This window comes from Arthrobacter sp. 05L44 (assembly GCF_056397605.1).
The window spans coordinates 422,774-439,654 of the sequence record NZ_JBFTNS010000001.1 but is presented as its reverse complement, the minus strand read 5'-3'; the positions used below and the strand labels follow the sequence as shown (position 1 = coordinate 439,654).

The 16,881-nt window shown below is 69.0% G+C and carries 16 protein-coding genes and 1 pseudogene; 10 read left to right on the top strand and 7 right to left on the bottom strand.

Annotated features, from left to right (window positions below; genetic code table 11):
* The first annotated feature begins 123 nt into the window (after positions 1-123).
* The gene (locus AC1DHY_RS02000; protein ID WP_476878967.1) at positions 124-1,374 is read left to right on the top strand and encodes a coiled-coil domain-containing protein; all 1,251 of its coding nucleotides are present in this window, start codon (positions 124-126) and stop codon (positions 1,372-1,374) included.
* Positions 1,375-1,389: 15 nt separating this feature from the next.
* On the opposite strand, the gene AC1DHY_RS01995 is transcribed toward AC1DHY_RS02000, so the two are convergent.
* Positions 1,390-1,932: a hypothetical protein gene (locus tag AC1DHY_RS01995; RefSeq protein WP_476878968.1), complete on the bottom strand. Its 543-nt coding sequence runs from the start codon at positions 1,930-1,932 to the stop codon at positions 1,390-1,392.
* A gap of 126 nt (positions 1,933-2,058) precedes the next feature.
* Here AC1DHY_RS01995 and AC1DHY_RS01990 point away from each other — a divergent pair, with 126 nt between their 5' ends.
* The 3 genes from AC1DHY_RS01990 (at position 2,059) to AC1DHY_RS01980 (ending at position 4,596) form a co-directional block, all read left to right on the top strand.
* On the top strand, positions 2,059-2,520 hold the full coding sequence (locus tag AC1DHY_RS01990; RefSeq protein ID WP_476878969.1) for a GatB/YqeY domain-containing protein: 462 nt from the start codon (positions 2,059-2,061) through the stop codon (positions 2,518-2,520).
* Positions 2,521-2,611: 91 nt separating this feature from the next.
* Complete coding sequence (locus AC1DHY_RS01985; protein WP_476903089.1) at positions 2,612-4,204, top strand: ABC-F family ATP-binding cassette domain-containing protein; 1,593 nt, start codon at positions 2,612-2,614, stop codon at positions 4,202-4,204.
* A 62-nt stretch (positions 4,205-4,266) separates the two neighbouring features.
* A complete protein-coding gene (locus AC1DHY_RS01980) occupies positions 4,267-4,596 on the top strand; it encodes a hypothetical protein (RefSeq protein WP_476878971.1) in 330 nt (109 codons plus the stop codon).
* A gap of 105 nt (positions 4,597-4,701) precedes the next feature.
* Here AC1DHY_RS01980 and corA read toward each other — a convergent pair whose 3' ends face one another.
* Both corA and AC1DHY_RS01970 read right to left on the bottom strand, forming a co-directional pair.
* Entirely contained in the window at positions 4,702-5,697 is a 996-nt protein-coding gene (gene corA / locus AC1DHY_RS01975; RefSeq protein WP_476878972.1) for a magnesium/cobalt transporter CorA, read from the bottom strand.
* Positions 5,694-6,236 (bottom strand): Lrp/AsnC family transcriptional regulator, encoded by a 543-nt coding sequence (locus tag AC1DHY_RS01970; protein WP_476903088.1) that lies wholly within the window; start codon positions 6,234-6,236, stop codon positions 5,694-5,696. Before AC1DHY_RS01970 ends, corA begins: the two co-directional genes overlap by 4 nt.
* Before the next feature lie 175 nt (positions 6,237-6,411).
* On the opposite strand from AC1DHY_RS01970, the gene AC1DHY_RS01965 reads away from it, so the two are divergent.
* A complete protein-coding gene (locus AC1DHY_RS01965; RefSeq protein ID WP_476903087.1) occupies positions 6,412-7,653 on the top strand; it encodes an MFS transporter in 1,242 nt (413 codons plus the stop codon).
* 11 nt (positions 7,654-7,664) lie between these two features.
* Here the strand turns inward: AC1DHY_RS01965 and AC1DHY_RS01960 are convergent, their stop codons facing one another.
* Positions 7,665-8,171 carry an Lrp/AsnC family transcriptional regulator gene (locus AC1DHY_RS01960; RefSeq protein WP_476878975.1) on the bottom strand — a complete coding sequence of 169 codons (507 nt, stop codon included), beginning with the start codon at positions 8,169-8,171 and terminating at the stop codon, positions 7,665-7,667.
* A gap of 132 nt (positions 8,172-8,303) precedes the next feature.
* On the opposite strand from AC1DHY_RS01960, the pseudogene AC1DHY_RS01955 reads away from it, so the two are divergent.
* Positions 8,304-9,305: pseudogene (locus AC1DHY_RS01955) on the top strand (trans-sulfuration enzyme family protein); the annotation flags it as partial.
* Here the strand turns inward: AC1DHY_RS01955 and AC1DHY_RS01950 are convergent.
* Positions 9,219-10,628 (bottom strand): MFS transporter, encoded by a 1,410-nt coding sequence (locus AC1DHY_RS01950; RefSeq protein ID WP_476903086.1) that lies wholly within the window; start codon positions 10,626-10,628, stop codon positions 9,219-9,221. The pseudogene AC1DHY_RS01955 and the gene AC1DHY_RS01950 overlap by 87 nt on opposite strands.
* A gap of 87 nt (positions 10,629-10,715) precedes the next feature.
* Between AC1DHY_RS01950 and AC1DHY_RS01945 the strand changes: the two genes are divergently transcribed.
* Positions 10,716-11,699, top strand: coding sequence for a LysR family transcriptional regulator (locus AC1DHY_RS01945; protein WP_476903263.1), 984 nt, complete (start codon positions 10,716-10,718; stop codon positions 11,697-11,699).
* 13 nt (positions 11,700-11,712) lie between these two features.
* Here the strand turns inward: AC1DHY_RS01945 and AC1DHY_RS01940 are convergent, their stop codons facing one another.
* Positions 11,713-12,753, bottom strand: coding sequence for a nitronate monooxygenase (locus tag AC1DHY_RS01940; protein ID WP_476878977.1), 1,041 nt, complete (start codon positions 12,751-12,753; stop codon positions 11,713-11,715).
* Between the two features lie 36 nt (positions 12,754-12,789).
* Here AC1DHY_RS01940 and AC1DHY_RS01935 point away from each other — a divergent pair, with 36 nt between their 5' ends.
* Entirely contained in the window at positions 12,790-13,710 is a 921-nt protein-coding gene (locus AC1DHY_RS01935) for an N-acetylglucosamine kinase (protein WP_476878978.1), read from the top strand.
* Between the two features lie 22 nt (positions 13,711-13,732).
* On the opposite strand, the gene AC1DHY_RS01930 is transcribed toward AC1DHY_RS01935, so the two are convergent.
* Positions 13,733-14,755 (bottom strand): pirin family protein, encoded by a 1,023-nt coding sequence (locus tag AC1DHY_RS01930; RefSeq protein ID WP_476878979.1) that lies wholly within the window; start codon positions 14,753-14,755, stop codon positions 13,733-13,735.
* A gap of 65 nt (positions 14,756-14,820) precedes the next feature.
* Between AC1DHY_RS01930 and AC1DHY_RS01925 the strand changes: the two genes are divergently transcribed.
* Complete coding sequence (locus AC1DHY_RS01925; RefSeq protein WP_476878980.1) at positions 14,821-15,273, top strand: NUDIX hydrolase; 453 nt, start codon at positions 14,821-14,823, stop codon at positions 15,271-15,273.
* Between the two features lie 238 nt (positions 15,274-15,511).
* The gene (rsgA, locus tag AC1DHY_RS01920; RefSeq protein ID WP_476878981.1) at positions 15,512-16,657 is read left to right on the top strand and encodes a ribosome small subunit-dependent GTPase A; all 1,146 of its coding nucleotides are present in this window, start codon (positions 15,512-15,514) and stop codon (positions 16,655-16,657) included.
* The last annotated feature ends 224 nt before the right edge of the window (positions 16,658-16,881 follow it).

Sequence of the window (16,881 nt, the reverse complement as noted above, 5' to 3'; positions counted from 1 at the left end):
CGAACACCTCTGGCGATGGAGGGGACGCTAGACAATAAAACGAGTGTGGATTGCGGCTGGGCTAGCTCCTCGGCGTGGTCTTTCCAGGCACCGCTCAGTACTGTCCAGTAGGATCTGCTGAATATGTGCAGGTTCAAGTTCACGTTGAAAGTTCCGGTTGCAAAGGTCTGCACCGTACTCACCGCCGCCGCCCTCGTGGCCGGCGTGGCTGCGCCCACCGCCAACGCTGATGACACGCCGCCGTCCGGCTATCCATCGTGGGCCGACGTCCAGGCTGCCAAAGGCAATGTCGAGGCCAAAGGCGTTGAGATCCGGAAGATCAACACCCTCCTCGACGGGCTGCAGCAGCAAGCATCCTCCTTGGGTGCCGCAGCGGTGCGGGCGGGCCTGGACTACGCCGTCGCACGCAAAAACCTGGATGCCTCGAGCGTGAAGCTCGCATCCTTGAAGGAGAAGACCGCAGCAGCCCACGCCGCAGCCGACAAGCTGCATCGGCAAACTGGCTCCCTGGCCGCACACGACTACATGGGCGGGGGCACGGACCTCGGGCCGTTCTCGGTGATGGACACCCTGCAGAGCAAGGACGGGCTGCAGAAACTCGACGTCCTGCAGATGGTCACCCTGCGGACCACGGACCTGTACAACAGCTCCCGGGCCGCGGAGGCGGCAGCGGCGTCCCTGGATGCCCAGCAGTCCGTCGAGCAGGCTGAGAACCAGAGGCTTACCGACGAGGCTCAGACCAAGCTCTCCGCGGCGCAGGACGCCCAGAAGGCGACCCAGCAGAAAGTGGACGAGGAAACGAAGTACAGCGGCACCCTCACCGCGCAGCTGGCCGCGCTGAAAGGCACCAGCGCTTCGGTCGAGCGCAACTACCGCGCCGGCGTTGAAGCACAGGCAGCTTATGAGGCGCAGCAGGAGGCCCGCCGGCGTGCGGCAGAAGCCGCCGCGGCCGCCGCCGCAGCTGCGGCAGCTGCGGCGGCCGCGGCCGCAGTGTCGGCGGCTGCTCCGGCATCTCCGCCTCCGCCGGCCGCCGTGGTGACCCCCGACATCCCCGGCGGAGCCGTCAACGATCCCGCCGGCGCCCAGTCCTACGCCTCGAGCCAGCTCGGCGCCCACGGCTGGGGCGGGGACCAAATGGGCTGCCTGCTCAAGCTGTGGAACCAGGAGTCGAGCTGGATGACCAACGCCACCAACCCGTCCAGCGGCGCCTACGGCGTCGCGCAGGCCCTCCCGCCGGAAAAGTATTCGTCCACCGGATCCGACTGGCTGACCAGCTACCACACCCAGATCAACTGGGGTCTCGGCTACATCGCCGGCCGCTACGGATCACCGTGCGGAGCCTGGGACCACGAGGTGTCCAACAACTGGTACTGACCTGGCCGGTCGGTCCTAACGGGACGTGATCTTGATGCCGGCAACCGCACCCGTCCAGGCGCCCGTCGGGTCCGACCGGGTCAGTTGCGCGCTGACGTATCCGCTGCGCAGTTGAACCATCTGGCTACGGGTTCCGCTGCAGTCGACCTCCAGGACCGTGTGTTCGGTTCCGCTCTCAGTGTTCTGGGAGATATAGATCTGCGCATGGGGAATGCCGACACACGCAGCCGTCACGACGTGCGGGCCGGCGGTCCTCACAGTGGCGGCTTTCCGGAAACCGACCGACGGCCCGTCCGCCGGACCTGCGTCGGACAGCACCACGGGCCCTGTCGCGGTATCCAGGCGTTGATGGAGCACGGCATAGTTGGCGGCGTCGACGCCCAAAACCCCTGGATCCTTTGCGGCTGCGGTGGGAGCCGCCCGGACCGAAACGGCCGTGGACTGGTGCGAACCGGCGTCGTCCTCGTAGGTGCAGGCCGCAACGCCCCCGGCGAGGATCACGCCGATAATGGATGCGGCAGCGCCGCGGACAGTTCGATTTCCCCCGAAACCAGACATGGGCCGAGTCTACGGTCTGCGGGTCGCATGGCAAGGCGTGGCCCGGCCCCGCATCGTCATTCGGCCTCCCGTAGGGGAAACTGGCGTGTTGGACACTCCACAAGTACGACCGGAAAGAGGACCACCATGACGCTCAAGGAGCGGCTCAAAGACGACGTCGTCGCCCACATGAAGGCGGGCAACAAGACTGCGCTGACAACCGTCCGCAACGTCCTCGGGGAGATCGGCACCCGGGAAAAGTCCGGGAAGACCCCGGTTGAGCTCGACGACGCCCAAGTGACCTCGCTGCTGCAGAAGGAAGCCGCAAAACGGCGCGACACCGCCCGGATCTTCACCCAGGCCGGCGAATCCGACCGGGCCGCGGCAGAGGTCGCCGAAGCCGAAATCATCGAGGCGTACCTGCCCAAGGCGCTGACCCGCGAGGAGGTGGAAGCGATTGTTGATGAGGCCATCGCCGCGCTCAGGGCCGACGGACAGGACCTCAGCATGCGCTCCATCGGGGCCGTAATGAAACCCGTTACCGCCAAGGTTGCCGGCCGTTTCGACGGCAAAACTGTCAGCGAGATTGTCCGCGGCCGCCTGGCCTGACCCCGTACCGGGCCACCCTCCGGGTCCGGCCGCGCCGCGGGTCCGGGATAACCTAGGACCCCGAACCAACCCCCTTGAGAGGACAGCGCCCATGAGCCTGATCCGGCTGCATGACGTCAGCGTCCGCTTCGATAACACCCCGGTCCTCCGGGAAGCCTTCTTCCGGCTTGAACCCGGCGACCGGGTGGGCCTGATCGGCAAAAACGGATCCGGCAAGACCACCATCCTGAAACTGGTCATGAACCAGGTGGCGCCGGACACCGGTACGGTCAGCGTCGAGCTCGGAACCAGGGTGGGATACTTTTCCCAGTTCTCCGAATTGAACGGGGACTCGACCATCACCGAGGTCCTCGATGGCCTGTTCGGCGAGATCAAAGCCGTGCAGGCCGAGCTGGCCGCCATTGACGCGGCCATCGCCGCGGAACCCGCCGCGGACGAGTTGGACCGGCTGATCGGGCGGCAGGCCGGACTCTTCGAGGACATGGACCGGCTCGACGGGTGGGACTACCCCCGCCGCATCGACACTGTGCTGACCACCCTGGGCTTTGATGACGCCCACCGCCACTGCGCCATCGACGCGTTGTCCGGCGGCTGGCGCAACCGTGCTGCACTGGCCAAGATCCTGCTCGAGGGCCCCGACGTGCTGCTGCTCGACGAGCCCACCAACTTCCTTGACGTCGCCGGGGTGGAATGGCTGGAAAGCTGGTTCCGCGACTTCAAGGGGGCCGCCGTCGTCGTCTCGCATGACCGGAAATTTCTGGACGCCGTGGTCACCCGGATCGTTGAAGTCGAGAACTTCCACCTGCACGAATATCCCGGAAACTTCGCCGAGTACGTGGTCCAGAAGCAGTTCCGGCTTAAAACCCTTGAGCAGCAATTTGTGCACGAGTCCGAGCTGCTCGCGTTCGAGGCCGAAGGGATCGCCGACCGCCGCGAGGCTGCCAAAGCCGCCAGCCGTGGCCTCGGCAACCAGCTGGCGAAGATCAAGAAATCCCGCACACCCCGGCCCGTGGACCAGATCGTCACCGAGATCTACGGCGGCCTGCACGTCAAGGACGTGCTGTGCCGGGTGGAAGGGCTGGGCAAGTCCTACGGCGCGAAGGTGCTCTTCGAGGATCTGAGCTTCGAAATCCGAAAGGGCAACCGGATCGTGGTCCTCGGCGCGAACGGCAGCGGCAAATCCACCCTCCTCAAAGTCCTGACCGGGGACGAGCAGGCCGATTCCGGTGCCGTGACCTGGGCCAAGGGGCCCGGTTTTGTGTCGTACAACCGGATGCTGGAAGACCTCGACGACGGCGACACCGTGTCTCACGCGGTCAACGCCCTGCCGGACAGCCTCGCTCTAACCGCCACCAAGAAGTCTGTGAACCGGTTCCTGGCCATGTTCCAGTTCTCCGAGGCGGACCTGAAGCAGAAGATCGGGAACCTCTCCGGCGGCCAGAAAGCGCGCGTGGCGATGGCTCAGTGCTTGCTGTCCGGTGACTCAGTACTGCTGCTCGACGAGCCCACCAACCACCTGGACCTCTCCAGTACCCAGGTCATGGAGCGGGCGCTGCTGCATTTCCCGGGCGCCGTTGTGGCCGTCAGCCACGACAGGTTCTTCACCGAAAAGATCGCTACCCGCCAGCTTGTCTTCGGCGAGGCCGGCGCTGCGCCGGGTGAGGTCGGCCAGCGGGCCGCGTAGCCTGAGCGGCGCTTGGCCTTAGGGAGCCGGCGGGAGTCCGGCGCCGGCGGGATAATGGGGATATGGCCGATCAGCGACGCGAGCAGGACCGGGACCCCTGGGAGGAATTCGACCGGCTGGGTCCGGCAGGGGAGGATCGCGTCGCCGGGATCCCGGGCGGGGAACCCAACGGCTTCGGGTTCCGCACCGGGGTCCGGAGTGCCCGTGTGGCCGTCGGGTTCGCCGTGTACGCCCTGGTCCTAGGCAGCGTGCTGGTCCTGGTGGGAGCCGTGTACTTCATCGGCCACGCCCAATGGCTGTGGCTCGGACTCATGGCGCTGATCGAAACGTGCTTCGTCTGGGCCTTCATCCGGTTGGTCGCCCTGGCCCGCCGGCGCCGCCCGAACGGCTAGCCCCGACGCGTAACTTGGCCCACGACGCGCAAAAGACCTGGCGCGGCAGGTAAACCCGCCGCGCCCGGCATTTTGCGCGTCCTCAGGACATTGGCGCCGCGCCGGCTAGAGCCAGCCCTTCCGTTTGAAGATGGCGTACATGATCGCGGCGGTTCCGGCCATAAGGCAGATCGCCATGGGGTAGCCGAAGGTCCAGTGCAGTTCCGGCATCCGTTCGAAGTTCATGCCGTACACACCCGCCACAAAGGACGGGGCGAAGAAGATGGCGGCCCAGGAGGAGATCTTCTTGACCTGCTCGTTCTGCTCCGCGCTGGCCTCATTCTGGCGGTTGGCCGTGAGCGTCCCGTCCAGGGTGAGCGCGTTCTGGAGCAGGTCGCGGAAGGAATCGGCCCGCGAGATGAGCCGCTCCACGTGGTCCTCGACGTCGCGCAGGCTGTGCTGCAATTCCGTGTCCACGTTGTATTTCTCGAACCCGCGCCGGAGCTGCTGCATCATGGCCGGCAGCGGGTGGATGGCGCGCTGGAAGTGGATGACCTCGCGGGCGAGTTCGTAGATGCGCCGGGAGACCAGGGGGTCGCCGCTGAAGAGCTGATCCTCGATCTCGTCAATGTCGTTCTCCAGGCCGGCCACCACGGGGACGTAGTCGTCCACCACCTGGTCCATCAGGGCATAGAGGACGGCTTCGGGGCCGTGGCACAGCAGGTCCGGGCGGTGTTCGAGCCGGCGCCGGACCTGGCCGACGACGGCGGTCTCCGCATGCCGGACGGTGACCACAAAGTTGCGGCCGGTGAAGACATGCAGTTCACCAAACTCCACGGTCTCGGTCTCGTCCAGGTACCTGGCCGGCCGGAGCACGGTGAAGAGGTTGTCATCGTAGCGTTCGAGTTTGGGGCGCTGGTGGGCGGAGATCGCGTCCTCCACGGCCAGGCCATGCAGGCCGAACTCCGCGGCGACGGCGGCCATCTCCTGTTCGGTCGGCCGGTACAGTCCGATCCAGGCCATGCCGCCGTGTTCGGCCATCGTTTCGAAGGTCTGCTCGAGGCTGCTCGGCTCGGCACGGCGGACGCCGTCGACGTAGACAGCGTTGTCAATAATAGTCACGGGGCCATTATCCCGTCTTTTCCTGCGGATCCGGCCCGCCGCGGCGCGGGACGGCCGGGGACCAGGGCGCTGCCCTGGGCCAGCCTGCTGATGAGCGGCTCGGTGCGGTACGGAATGTGCGTGTGGAGGGCAAGGACGGTCTCGGTCCGGATCACGCCCTTGATTCTCAGGATGGACCGCAGGGCCGCCTGCAGGTTGTGGGTATCGGTCGCCACCACGCGGCACCAGACGTCGCCCCTGCCGGAGATCTCATGGACCTCAAGGACCTGGGGGATCAGGCGCAAGGCCCCCACCACGCCGTCAAGCTCCCGGTGGTTGACCTCGATCGTGACGAAGGCGACGACGTCGTACCCCACCGCCTCCAGATCGATTTCACGGCCGCCGTCGTGCAGGAGGCCCGAGCGCAGCATCCGCCGGACCCGGGACTGGGCGGTGTTCCGGGCGATCCCCAAAGCGTCGCTCAATTCGCCGATCTGGATCCGCGGGTCCTTGATGAGTTCGAGCAGGATTTTCAGGTCGGTAGGGTCGAGGCTGTTCAAATCATCACTCCGGTTCATCCGTGGTATCCGCGATTGACGGTTTTGCTCAATTTTGGCACAAAACTTGGCTGGTTCGGTCACTGATGCCGCATTCTGTAGGTATCCAACTTCGCCGGGCCGGCGCCTCCCCACAGGGAACGCGTGCGGCCCGCATCAATGCAGCAAGGGCACCGTTATGACCGTCTTCAGCGAACTTCGCATGCGCCCCACCACCGCGGACCGCTGGGGCTGGGACGCGTCCGTCACCGCCCGGCTGGTGATGGCCGGCGTCGTGATCTTCACCCTGCTGGTTGGCGCCAACCTCGCGACGCCGCTGTACCCGCTGCTGCAGGCCAAACTCGGCATCACCCCGCTCGATGTCACGGTGGCCTTCTCCGCCTACGTGCTCTCCCTGGTGGCCACCCTGATCCTGGCCGGCCACTGGTCCGACCACATCGGCCGGCGGGCGGCCCTGGTGCTGGCGGTGCTGGTGGGCCTGGCCGGGGGATTCGTCTTCGCCAACGCTGACAGCCTGCTGTCGCTCTCCGCCGGCCGGGCGCTGCAGGGCGCCGCAGTAGCGCTCGCCACGGGGGCCAGTTCGGCGGCCCTGCGCGAACTGCTGCCCAGCCGTCCCGAATGGGCCTCACGGTTCACGCTCCTGGCCTCGGCCGGCGGTGTGGCCGCAGGCCCGGCGATCGGCGGGGTCCTCTCCGTCCTCCCCGGCCCGACCTCTACGCCGTACTACCTGCACTCGGTGGTGCTGCTGGCGCTCCTGGTGCCGCTGTACCTGCTCAAGGCCCGGCCGGCCATTACCTCCGTAGGCGGTCCGCAGCCACTGAAGGTCCTGGCGCCCCGCCGCCCCTCGGTATCGAGCGAGGCCCGCGGCGCGTTCTGGCTGGCCTCGGCGGTGGGCTTCCTCAGTTTCGCGGTGTTCGGCTTCTGCCTCTCGCTCGCTCCGGGCTACTTCGCCCAGATTGTCCACGCCGACTCGCGGCCGCTGATCGGGCTCCTCGCCGGGCTGACGCTGGCGGCTTCGGCTGTGAGCCAGCTGCTGGCCGTGCGCGGACGCTTTGTGGTGCCCGTCGGCCTCACGCTGCTGGCCGGATCCGTGCTGCTGATCGCCGCGGCCGCCGCGTGGAGCAGCCCGTGGCTGCTGATCGCCGCCAGCATCACCGCCGGCCTGGGCCAGGGAGTGTCCTTCCGGACGGTCTTCAACGATGTCGCCGGCAAGGTGGAGGCTTCACGCCATGCCCAGATCATCAGCACTGTCTACGTCATTACGTACCTTGGCAGCGCCTTCCCGGTGATCGGGCTGGGACTGGCAGCCGCCGCCGTCGGCCTGCACACGGCCGTCGCCGGATTCGTGGTGCTGTGCGCCGCCTTCGCCCTCGTGCTGGCCGCCGTGACGTTCCGGAGCGCCCTCCGCGCCGGCGCCTGAACGGCCTCCGGCTAATCCGGCAGGGGGCCGTGGTTGCCCTGGATGTGGGCGAAGACCAGCGTGGTTTCGGTGTGGCCCACCACCGGATCCGTGGCGAGGTTGTCCAGCACCCAGTCGCGCAGGTCCTCCGTGGTGGCAACGGCAATGTGCAGCAGGTAGTCCACTGAGCCCGACGTGTGGAACGTGGACAGCACCGCAGGAAGCTTGGGGACCCTGGCCGTAAAGCGGTCGATCTGCTCGCGGTCATGGGCCCGCAGCCGGACGGCGATCAGGGCCTGCACCGAACGGCCCACGGCGGCAAGGCTGAGTTTGGCCTCGAAGCCCTGGATGATTCCGCGCTCGGAGAGCGCCCGGGTCCGCATCAGTGCCGTGGAGGGCGCGATGCCCACCAGCTCGGCCAGTTGCTTGTTGGAGATCCGGGCGTCGGCCACCAGTGCGGCCAGCAGGCGCTCGTCAATGGCGTCCAGGGGTTCGCCGGCCCCGGCTCCTGGCCGAACATTCTTCGTGGTGCTGCTCACGGATCCTCCTTGATGTGTTGTGCATTCATCATAAACGGCACTATCCGGCAGTTCCATTCAAAAGCCCTACAAAACTCCGAATTATTGCCAGATACTTACCGCATTCAACGGTGAATATTCATAAGGAGTACGGTGCTTTCTCAAGACTCGCTGGCGGTCCACGCCGGCCGCAACGGCCTGACGGAACTCGGCGTCCACGCCGTCCCGATCGATCTCTCCACCACGGCTCCGCTGCCGTCGGTCCACGACGGCGGTCTCGCCTATGAACAGATGGCCACCGGCGGCGCACACCTGGACGGGCAGAGCACCGTCTACCAGCGGCTCTGGAATCCCACCGTCGCCCGGTTCGAGGAGGGTGTGGCCGTCCTCGAGGCCACCGAAGAAGCCGTCGCCTTCGCCACCGGCATGGCCGCCCTCAGCGCGGTGCTCCTCGCCGTCGTCGCCACCGGAAAGAAGCACGTGGTGGCGGTCCGTCCGCTCTACGGCGGCAGCGACCACCTCCTGGCCTCCGGTGTGCTCGGAACCGAGGTCACGTTCACCACCCCGGACGGGATCCGCGCGGCGCTGCGGCCCGACACCGGGCTTGTCATCCTGGAGACCCCGGCGAACCCCAGCCTGGAACTGGTCGACATCAGCGCCGCAGCCGCGGCGGCGGACGGTGTGCCGCTGCTGGTGGACAACACGTTCGCCACCCCAGTGCTCCAGCAGCCGTACCGGCACGGTGCGGCCATGGTGCTGCACAGCGCCACCAAGTTCTTTGGCGGCCACGGTGACGCCATGGGCGGCGTCGTCGCGACGGGTCCCGAGTGGGCCGTCCGGCTCCGCCAGATCCGCGCCATCACGGGCGGAATCCTCACGCCATGGCCCGCGTACCTCCTGCACCGGGGGCTGGCCACCCTGCCGGTCCGTGTCCGGGCGCAGCAGGCAAGCGCGGAAAAGGTCGCCGCCGCCCTGTCCGGGCACGGGCTGATCCGGCGCGTCTTCTACCCGGGGCTGCCGGAATGCGACCCGCAGGGCCTGATCGGAACCCAGATGGCGGGAGCTGGTTCACTGCTGGCATTCGAACTGGCCAGCGCAGAGCACGCCGAACGTATTCCGGCGGCCGTCAGCATGATCACCCACGCTGTTTCGCTGGGCGGCATCGACACCTTGATCCAGCACCCGGCCGGGTTGACCCACCGCCCGGTGGCCGCGGACGCCGTGCACGACGGCGGTGATGACCGCCGTCGTGCACGCCAGGCCCATCACCGCGAGGGCGAGCGCGGTCCAGCCCAGGCCCTGGAAGAGCAGGCCGCCGGCCCAGCCGATGACACTGGACCCGAGGTAATACGCCAGGTTGTAGAGCGAGGCGGCCTGTGCCCGGCCCGTACTGGCAATTACGCCGGTCCAGCCGGAACCGATGCTGTGCGCCGCAAAGAACCCGCCGGTGAAGAGGAGTAGGCCGGCCAGGATCAGGACCAGCACCTGGGTTAGGGTCAACGCCAGCCCGGCGACCATCAGCACCGTTCCCGCCACCAGCACGTTGCGCCGGCCGAACCGCGCCGTCAGCCCCGCAGCCCAGCGGGCGGACACGGTCCCGGAGAGGTAGGCCAGAAAGATCAGGCTGATCATGGAGGCCGGCAGGCTGAATGGCTGACCCGAAAGCCGGAAGCCGAGGTAGTTGTAGACCGCCACGAAGCCGCCCATCAGCAGGAAAGCCTGCACGTAGATGGCCAGCAGCCGCGGATTCCGGGTGTGGCCGGCCAGCGTGGTGAGCGCCCCGCGGACGCCTCCCGCGGCCATGGCCGTGAAGTTCCGTGCAGGCGGGACCAGCACCAGGAACAGCACCGCGGCGGCGGTGGCCATCACGGATACGGCCAGGGCCGCGGCCCGCCAGCCCCAGAGCTCGCCGACCGGTCCCGCCACAAGCCGGCCCGCCAGCCCGCCCAGGGTGGTGCCGGCAACGTAGGTTCCGGCCGCCATCGCGGCATGGGCCTTGTTCACCTCCTCGTTGAGGTAGGCGATCGCGATGGCCGGGATTCCTCCCAGCGCCATGCCCTCCAGCGTCCGCAGGACCAGCAGCACCGCGAAGCTGGGAGCCAGGGGCGCCAGCAGCCCCAGGACCGTAGCGGCGCAGATGCCCCAGGCCATGGCCCGCACCCGCCCGATCCGGTCGGCCAGGAAGGACCACGGAAGGACCGTAACGGCAAGTCCCACCGTGGCGAGGGAAATGGTCAGGGCGGCCTCGGCAGCCGTCACCCGCAGTTCCCCGGCGATCAGCGGCAGCACGGCCTGGGTGGAGTACAGCTGCGCGAACGTGGCGACGCCGGCGAAGGCCAGCCCGGCAAGGATCCTGCGGTAGGCCACGGAACCTTTGGAGTGGCCGGCCGGCGCCGGGGCCGGCGGACTCGCCCCGGGAACGGCCGCAGGTGCCGCCTGGGCGCCGGCGGTGGCCTGGGGGAGCGGATGGCTGGGCATCTACCCAGAGTAGGCTGAGCAAAGACATGCTTCCAATGCATGTTTTCGATGGAATCGATAGCTATGACGGAACGATCGGAGCCCGCCATGGACGTGGAGCACAAACAGCTGGTCCAGTTGCTGCCCCTCCTGCCGTTGCTTGCCGAGCTGGGCCGGACCCAGCACATTACGGGCACGGCCGAGGTCCTTGGGCTGCCGCAGTCGACAGTCAGCCGGGGTATTGCGCGGGCCAGCAGCATCATCGGGACGGAACTGCTGCTCCGCGACGGACGCGGTGTCCGGCTGACCCCGGCGGCCCGGGCGCTGCTCCCGTATATCGAGGCGGCGCTGGAGGAGTTCCGCAGCGGCCTAGACCTGGTCCGGCACGAGTCCGACGTCGTCCGGGGCCGCATCGCCGTGACGTTCCAGCACACCTTCGGCGAGGCCATGCTTCCCCTACTGATTAGCGCTTTCCGCGGCCGGCATCCCCAGGCCGCCTTCGACCTGAGCCAGGGGGCCCGGGACGGCTGCCTCGCAGAACTGGCCGCAGGCGACGCCGATCTCGCCCTGACCGCGCCCGTGGCCGCACCGAGCCGCCTGATTTCCTCCGCTGCCCTGTACCGCGAACCGCTGCGGCTGGTGGTGCACCACCGCCACCCCCTGGCACAGCGACGCAGCGCCCGCCTGGCCGAGATCCGGCAGGACCCGTTCGTGGCCATGGGGCCGGGCTACGGCATGCGCTCGCTGACCGACGCGCTCTTCAGGGAGGCCGGCTTCCGGCCCAGGATCGCGTTCGAAAGCCAGGACTCCCACACGGCCAGGGGCCTGGTCTCCGCCGGGCTCGGGGTCAGCATCCTTCCGCCCGGCGGGCTGGCCCCCGGACGGCACACTCCGGCCCAGCCCGGGGACCTGGGCTGGGTCGAACTGGCTCTGGACTCCGGGCTGGCCTTCCGGGAGATCGGCCTGGCGTGGCGGGAACGGCGTGGGGGAGCCGACGCGGAGCCGGACCCCGTCCGGCTCTTCCGCGAACTGGTCCTCACCGAGGGGCCCGCGCTCCTGGCCGGCTTCGTCCGCGGACGCTCGGGGAACTGAACCTGCCGCGGCCTCAGCCCAGCAGCGGGGCCAGAACCTCCGCGACGGAACCCGGCCGTGCCTGCTGCCAGCCTGTTCCGGCCCAGAGGTTCAGCCGCTCGGGATCCCCGGCGCCGGCCGCGGCAGCACGGAGCGGGGCCGTCAGGTGGTGCACGGCCGGGTAAGAGGCCGGCGCGTCGGGGTGGTCGCGGACGAACTCATTGACCAACGCCCGGGCCGCCCGCCCGGTGAAGGCCCGGGTCACTGCGGTCTGTGTGAAGTGCGGGCTGGCGAGGGCGTCCTTATGCAGTTGGCGGGCACCGCTCTGGTCCGTGCGAAGCAGGGCCGTGCCCAGCTGGGCGGCCTGGGCCCCCGCGCCCAGCACCTCGTCCACCCCGGCGGTGTCCATGATCCCGCCGGCCGCCACCAGCGGGAGCTCGACGGCGGCCCGCACGGCGGCGATCAGCTCGGCGGTCGTCCCGGGAACGGCGCCGGCCGGTGCTGTCGAGCCCGACGCCGGCAGGAAAGCCCCGCTGTGGCCGCCGGCGCAGCCGTGCTGGACCACCAGCGCATCGATGCCCTGGCCGGCGGCGTGCCGCGCCTCATCCGGCGTCGTGACCGTGGCAAGCACCATCGATCCCGCCCGATGCAGGGCCCGGACAGCGCCGGCGCCGGGAAGACCGAAAGTGAAACTGACCAGCTCCACCGGGTCCGCCAGGAGGGCGTCGATCTTGCCCTGCCATTCGTCGTCGTCGTCGATCCGCAGGGGCGGCAGCTGCACGCCGTAACGCGCGGCATCGGCGCCCAGCCGCAGCCTGAAGTCCTCCAGCTCAGCGAGGACAGCGGCGGGCGGCGGCAGCTGCGCCCGATCCGGGACAAAAACATTCATGCCGAACCGCGCACCGGCCTCCCGCACGGCCCGGATATCCTCCTGCATGGCGGCCACCGTTTTGTACCCGGCGGCCAGGAAGCCCAGCCCGCCGGCCGCGTGGACGGCCGTAACGAAGTCCGGGGTGGAAGTCCCTCCGGCCATCGGGGCGGCGATAATCCGGGTGCCAAAGATCCTCTGCGGCATTGCTCACTCCTGTCCGACATTCAGTAGGCTGGTCCGGTGACCCATTCTGACATCCCCGCCCCGCCCGCCGCCGCTACCGGTGCCGTGATCGGCCTTGACATCGGCGGCACAAAGACGCGCGGCGTCCGGTTCGAGACCGGCGTCGCCGTGGCCGACGAATCCGTAGGCAGCGCCAACGTCCAGAACGTCACCCCGGCAGAAGCCGCCCGCAACCTGGCGGACCTCTTCGCCCGGATCGGCGGGGGAAACGTTGCCCAGGTTTACGCCGGCGCAGGGGGAATTGATACCGACGACGACGCCGCCGCGCTCGCCGCCCTGATCGCCCCACACGCGCCGGGCGCCAAGATTACTGTCGTCCACGACTCCCGGCTGCTGCTGGCGGCCGGCGGGGCCAGCACCGGCGTCGCCGTGATCGCGGGCACCGGCTCGGCCGCGTGGGGCCGGAACAGCCGCGGCGACGAGGCCCGGGCCGGCGGCTGGGGCTACCTGCTCGGTGATGAGGGCAGCGGCTACTGGCTGGGCCGGGAGGCCGTCCGCCACAGTCTGCGCCGGATGAACCAGGGCCTGGAACCGGACGAGCTGACCCGCGCCCTCCTGGCCTCCTGCGGGACGGACCACCCGAACAAGCTCATCGCGTTGTTCCATTCGCCGGACACCGGCCGCCGCTACTGGGCCCAGCGCGCCCGGCTCGTTGTGGAAGCCGCCGACGCCGGCCACGCCCCAAGCCAGGCCCTGATCGTCCAGGCCGGCCGGGACCTCGCTGCCATGGCTGAGCAGGCGGTGCGGCAACTCGGCATCGACGGCCCGGTCATCCTGGGCAGCGGGCTGGGCATGAACGTGACACGCCTGCAGGAATCCTTCCGCGCAGCCCTGGCCGGCGCCGGGATCACCGACGTCCGGGTGCTGCAGCAGGAACCCGTGTTCGGAGTGCTCCAGCTCGTCGCCGAGCAGGGCTAGCCTCCGGCCCAGCTTCCCCGACTCAGCGCCGGCGCCGCGGCCGCAGCGGCACTCCCGGCAGCGGCGGCGCGGGGATCCGGCCAGCCTCGGCACCGGCGTCGGGCCCGTGCCCGTGGACCAGTCCAAAGCGTGCCCGGGCCGCATCCGCGTCCGGGAGGGCGGCCTGGGCCTCCCAGTCCAGCCGCGACTGCTCGACTTCCTCATGGCTGCGGCCGACGAAGTTCCACCACATCAGCAGCTCTTCTTCGAACGGTTCACCGCCAAGCAGGACAAAGCGGGTACCCGGAGCCGACTCGACGTCCAGGCTGGTGCGACCGGACCCGAGGTAGCCCAGCGGCCCCGGCAGCACCTGCTGCCCGTCCAGTTCCACGCCGCCGTCGAGCACTAGGACAGCGTGTTCAAACTCCGGGTCCAGCGGCACGCTGATCCGGCCCGCGCAGCTGATATCAGCACCGACGATCGGTGTGTACACCGTGGCCGGTGACCTGGTGCCGGCCAGGGCCCCGACAATCACCGTCGCGGCGTACCCGTCCCCTTCCACGACCGGCAGCTCCCGGTGCTGTTCGAAGGCCGGCGCGCGGTGCCGCTCGGCTTCCGGCAACGCCACCCACAACTGGAGTCCGCGCTGGAGCGGCAGCCCGGCGTCCGCGGCCGCGGGAAGCACGGCGAACTCGGAGTGCGAGACGCCGTTCCCTGCCGTCATGATGTTCAGCTCACCGGGCCGCACAATGACGTCGCTGCCCACGCTGTCACGGTGCCTGATGGTCCCCGCCAGCGGCCACGTGACGGTCTGCAGCCCGGTGTGCGGGTGCGGCAGCACGGACATGGCCACCCGGTCCGGCCCGAAGCTGTCCAAAAAGCACCAGGCGCCCACCGTCGGCAGCCCGCGCTGGGGCAGGGTGCGGGAGACGGTCATGGCACGGACCCCGCCCAGCGGAACCTCCCGGGCCGGCCACAGCTCAAGACACGGCCCGCTGGCCTGGCCCTCCACTGTTCCGGCGGGAGGGCAAACTTCTTCGGGCGGAAGCACTTCGAGGTTGGTCACCCTCAAACTCTAGGGCCGAACCCGGAGTTCCGGCAGGGCCGGCGCCGCGCGGATAAGCTTGATCAATGACCCTGTCCTTCGATACCCGCCCGGCCGCCTACGCCCTCATCGTCCGCGACGACAGCCTCCTGCTGGCGTACTGGAAACAGGGCGGCCGCGAAGGCTGGACCCTCCCGGGCGGCGGCCTGGACCTCGCCGAGCACCCGGTTGACGGGTGCCGCCGGGAAGTCTTCGAGGAAACCGGCTACGACGCCCGGATCGGCGCCATGCTGGGGATCGACGTCGGGCACTGGCCCGCGGAGACCCGGCTGGACGGCGGCCGGCGGGACTTCCAGTCGCTCCGGCTGGTCTACGAGGCGACCATCACCGGCGGGGAGTTGAGGCACGAGGTAGGCGGCAGCACCACCCACGCTGCCTGGATCCCGCTGGACGACGTGGCAGGGCTGAACCGGGTGTCCCTGGTGGACGCCGGACTCCGGCTGTACCGCGAGCGGCCGCTGGACGGAAAGCTCTCCTGAGAAACCCCTAGCCACCCGCGGCCCGGCCGGTTACCCTTGGAAAACCGCGGCCGCGACGGCCGCCGGACAACCGGGGAGGTGGAAGCAATGAATGCAACGGAACTGCGCGCACAGCGCACAACTTCACGCCACATCATTATTCCTGCCCCGGCACTTCGCATCTCCTAGCCCCTCCAGCTGGCCGGTCCATTCCGAGCACAGCGGGCATTGCGCCGCCGGGCCCATCAAAGGGTTTCCATTGAATTCTGAGCGCAGTCATGACACCGGCCTCCAGGGGCCGGTCCGCTATGGGTTTACCGATGCCGTAGCGGAACTTTTCACCACCACCCCCGTCCCGGGCGGGACCAGCGCGGGCCGGGTGGTCCGTGTGGACCGCAACCTGGTGCTGGTCGCGGACCATACCGGTCAGGCGCACCTGCCCTATCCACGCGCCGGCGTCCTGCCCGCCACGGGCGACTGGGTCTGGCTGGGCAGCAACCCCGGGGGCGAGCCCATCATTGCGGGGGTGCTGCCGCGCAGTTCGGAACTGAGCCGGAAGAAGGCCTTCGAGGCGTCCTCAGAGGCGCAGGTCCTGGGCGCCAACATGGACATCGTCGGCGTCGTGGTGCCGGTGGACCGTCCGCTTACCCACAACAGGCTGGAACGCACACTGGTCGCGGCCTGGGACTCCGGCGCCACGCCCCTGGTGGTGATCACCAAGGCCGATCTCGCGGACGTGGCGGACGACGTCGTCGGGCAGGTGATGATGCAGGCCGCCGGCGTCGACGTCGTCACCACCTCCGCCGAACAAGGCGACGGCCTGGACGCGCTGCTGGCCTACCTGCCTGCCGGCGGGACCATTGTGCTGCTGGGGCCTTCGGGCGCCGGCAAGTCCACCCTCATCAACGCCCTTGTGGGGTTCGAGGTACAGGAAACCGGAGCCGTCCGGGCCGGGGACGGCAAGGGCCGGCACACCACCACCTCCCGCGAACTGGTCCCGCTGCCGGGCGGTTCGGTGCTGATGGACACACCGGGGGTCCGGGGCTTCGGCCTGTTCGACGCCGAGGACGGCATGGAGGAGGTCTTCGGTGACCTGGAGGACCTCTTTGGCCGGTGCCGCTTCGCCGACTGTGCGCACCACCGCGAGCCCGGTTGCGCCGTGCAGGACGCGCTCGCCGACGGGACCCTCGATGAGCGCCGCTGGACCAGCTACCTGAAGATGCAGCGCGAACTCGCGGCCCTGAACCGGCGCCACGATGCGGCGGCCCGGCGCGCCTACCAGCGGGAGTGGCATCAGAAGGTGGTGGTGGCCAGCCGGAGCCAGCGGGCCGCCGAGCGGTTCAGCCACGACCAGGCCGGCCGCGGAAAAGGCAAGCCCAAGGGCAACCGGAAGGGCGCCGACTAGGCGCGGAGCCGGGCGGCACCCATCCGGATTCCGCCCGGCCCCGAATGCCGGGGGTAGCCGCAGCACATGGGGCAATCGGGGCCGGTTTGTCCCAAACGATGCCCCGACTTTGTCCCAGGTGGCAGCTACGCTGGGTCATACCCGCTTTACAGCCAAAAATCAGGATGCATATGATCAGTTGGCTGGACCGTCCCATGTTGCCGCCAACAGTTAGGTAAGCCCCG

Bases quoted from the DNA above. Each gene is read 5' to 3' on its own strand.
- AC1DHY_RS02000 (WP_476878967.1), top strand. From the start codon at position 124: ATGTGCAGGTTCAAGTTCACGTTGAAAGTTCCGGTTGCAAAGGTCTGC.
- AC1DHY_RS01995 (WP_476878968.1), bottom strand. From the start codon at position 1,932: ATGTCTGGTTTCGGGGGAAATCGAACTGTCCGCGGCGCTGCCGCATCC.
- AC1DHY_RS01990 (WP_476878969.1), top strand. From the start codon at position 2,059: ATGACGCTCAAGGAGCGGCTCAAAGACGACGTCGTCGCCCACATGAAG.
- AC1DHY_RS01985 (WP_476903089.1), top strand. From the start codon at position 2,612: ATGAGCCTGATCCGGCTGCATGACGTCAGCGTCCGCTTCGATAACACC.
- AC1DHY_RS01980 (WP_476878971.1), top strand. From the start codon at position 4,267: ATGGCCGATCAGCGACGCGAGCAGGACCGGGACCCCTGGGAGGAATTC.
- AC1DHY_RS01965 (WP_476903087.1), top strand. From the start codon at position 6,412: ATGACCGTCTTCAGCGAACTTCGCATGCGCCCCACCACCGCGGACCGC.
- AC1DHY_RS01950 (WP_476903086.1), bottom strand. From the start codon at position 10,628: ATGCCCAGCCATCCGCTCCCCCAGGCCACCGCCGGCGCCCAGGCGGCA.
- AC1DHY_RS01945 (WP_476903263.1), top strand. From the start codon at position 10,716: ATGGACGTGGAGCACAAACAGCTGGTCCAGTTGCTGCCCCTCCTGCCG.
- AC1DHY_RS01940 (WP_476878977.1), bottom strand. From the start codon at position 12,753: ATGCCGCAGAGGATCTTTGGCACCCGGATTATCGCCGCCCCGATGGCC.
- AC1DHY_RS01925 (WP_476878980.1), top strand. From the start codon at position 14,821: ATGACCCTGTCCTTCGATACCCGCCCGGCCGCCTACGCCCTCATCGTC.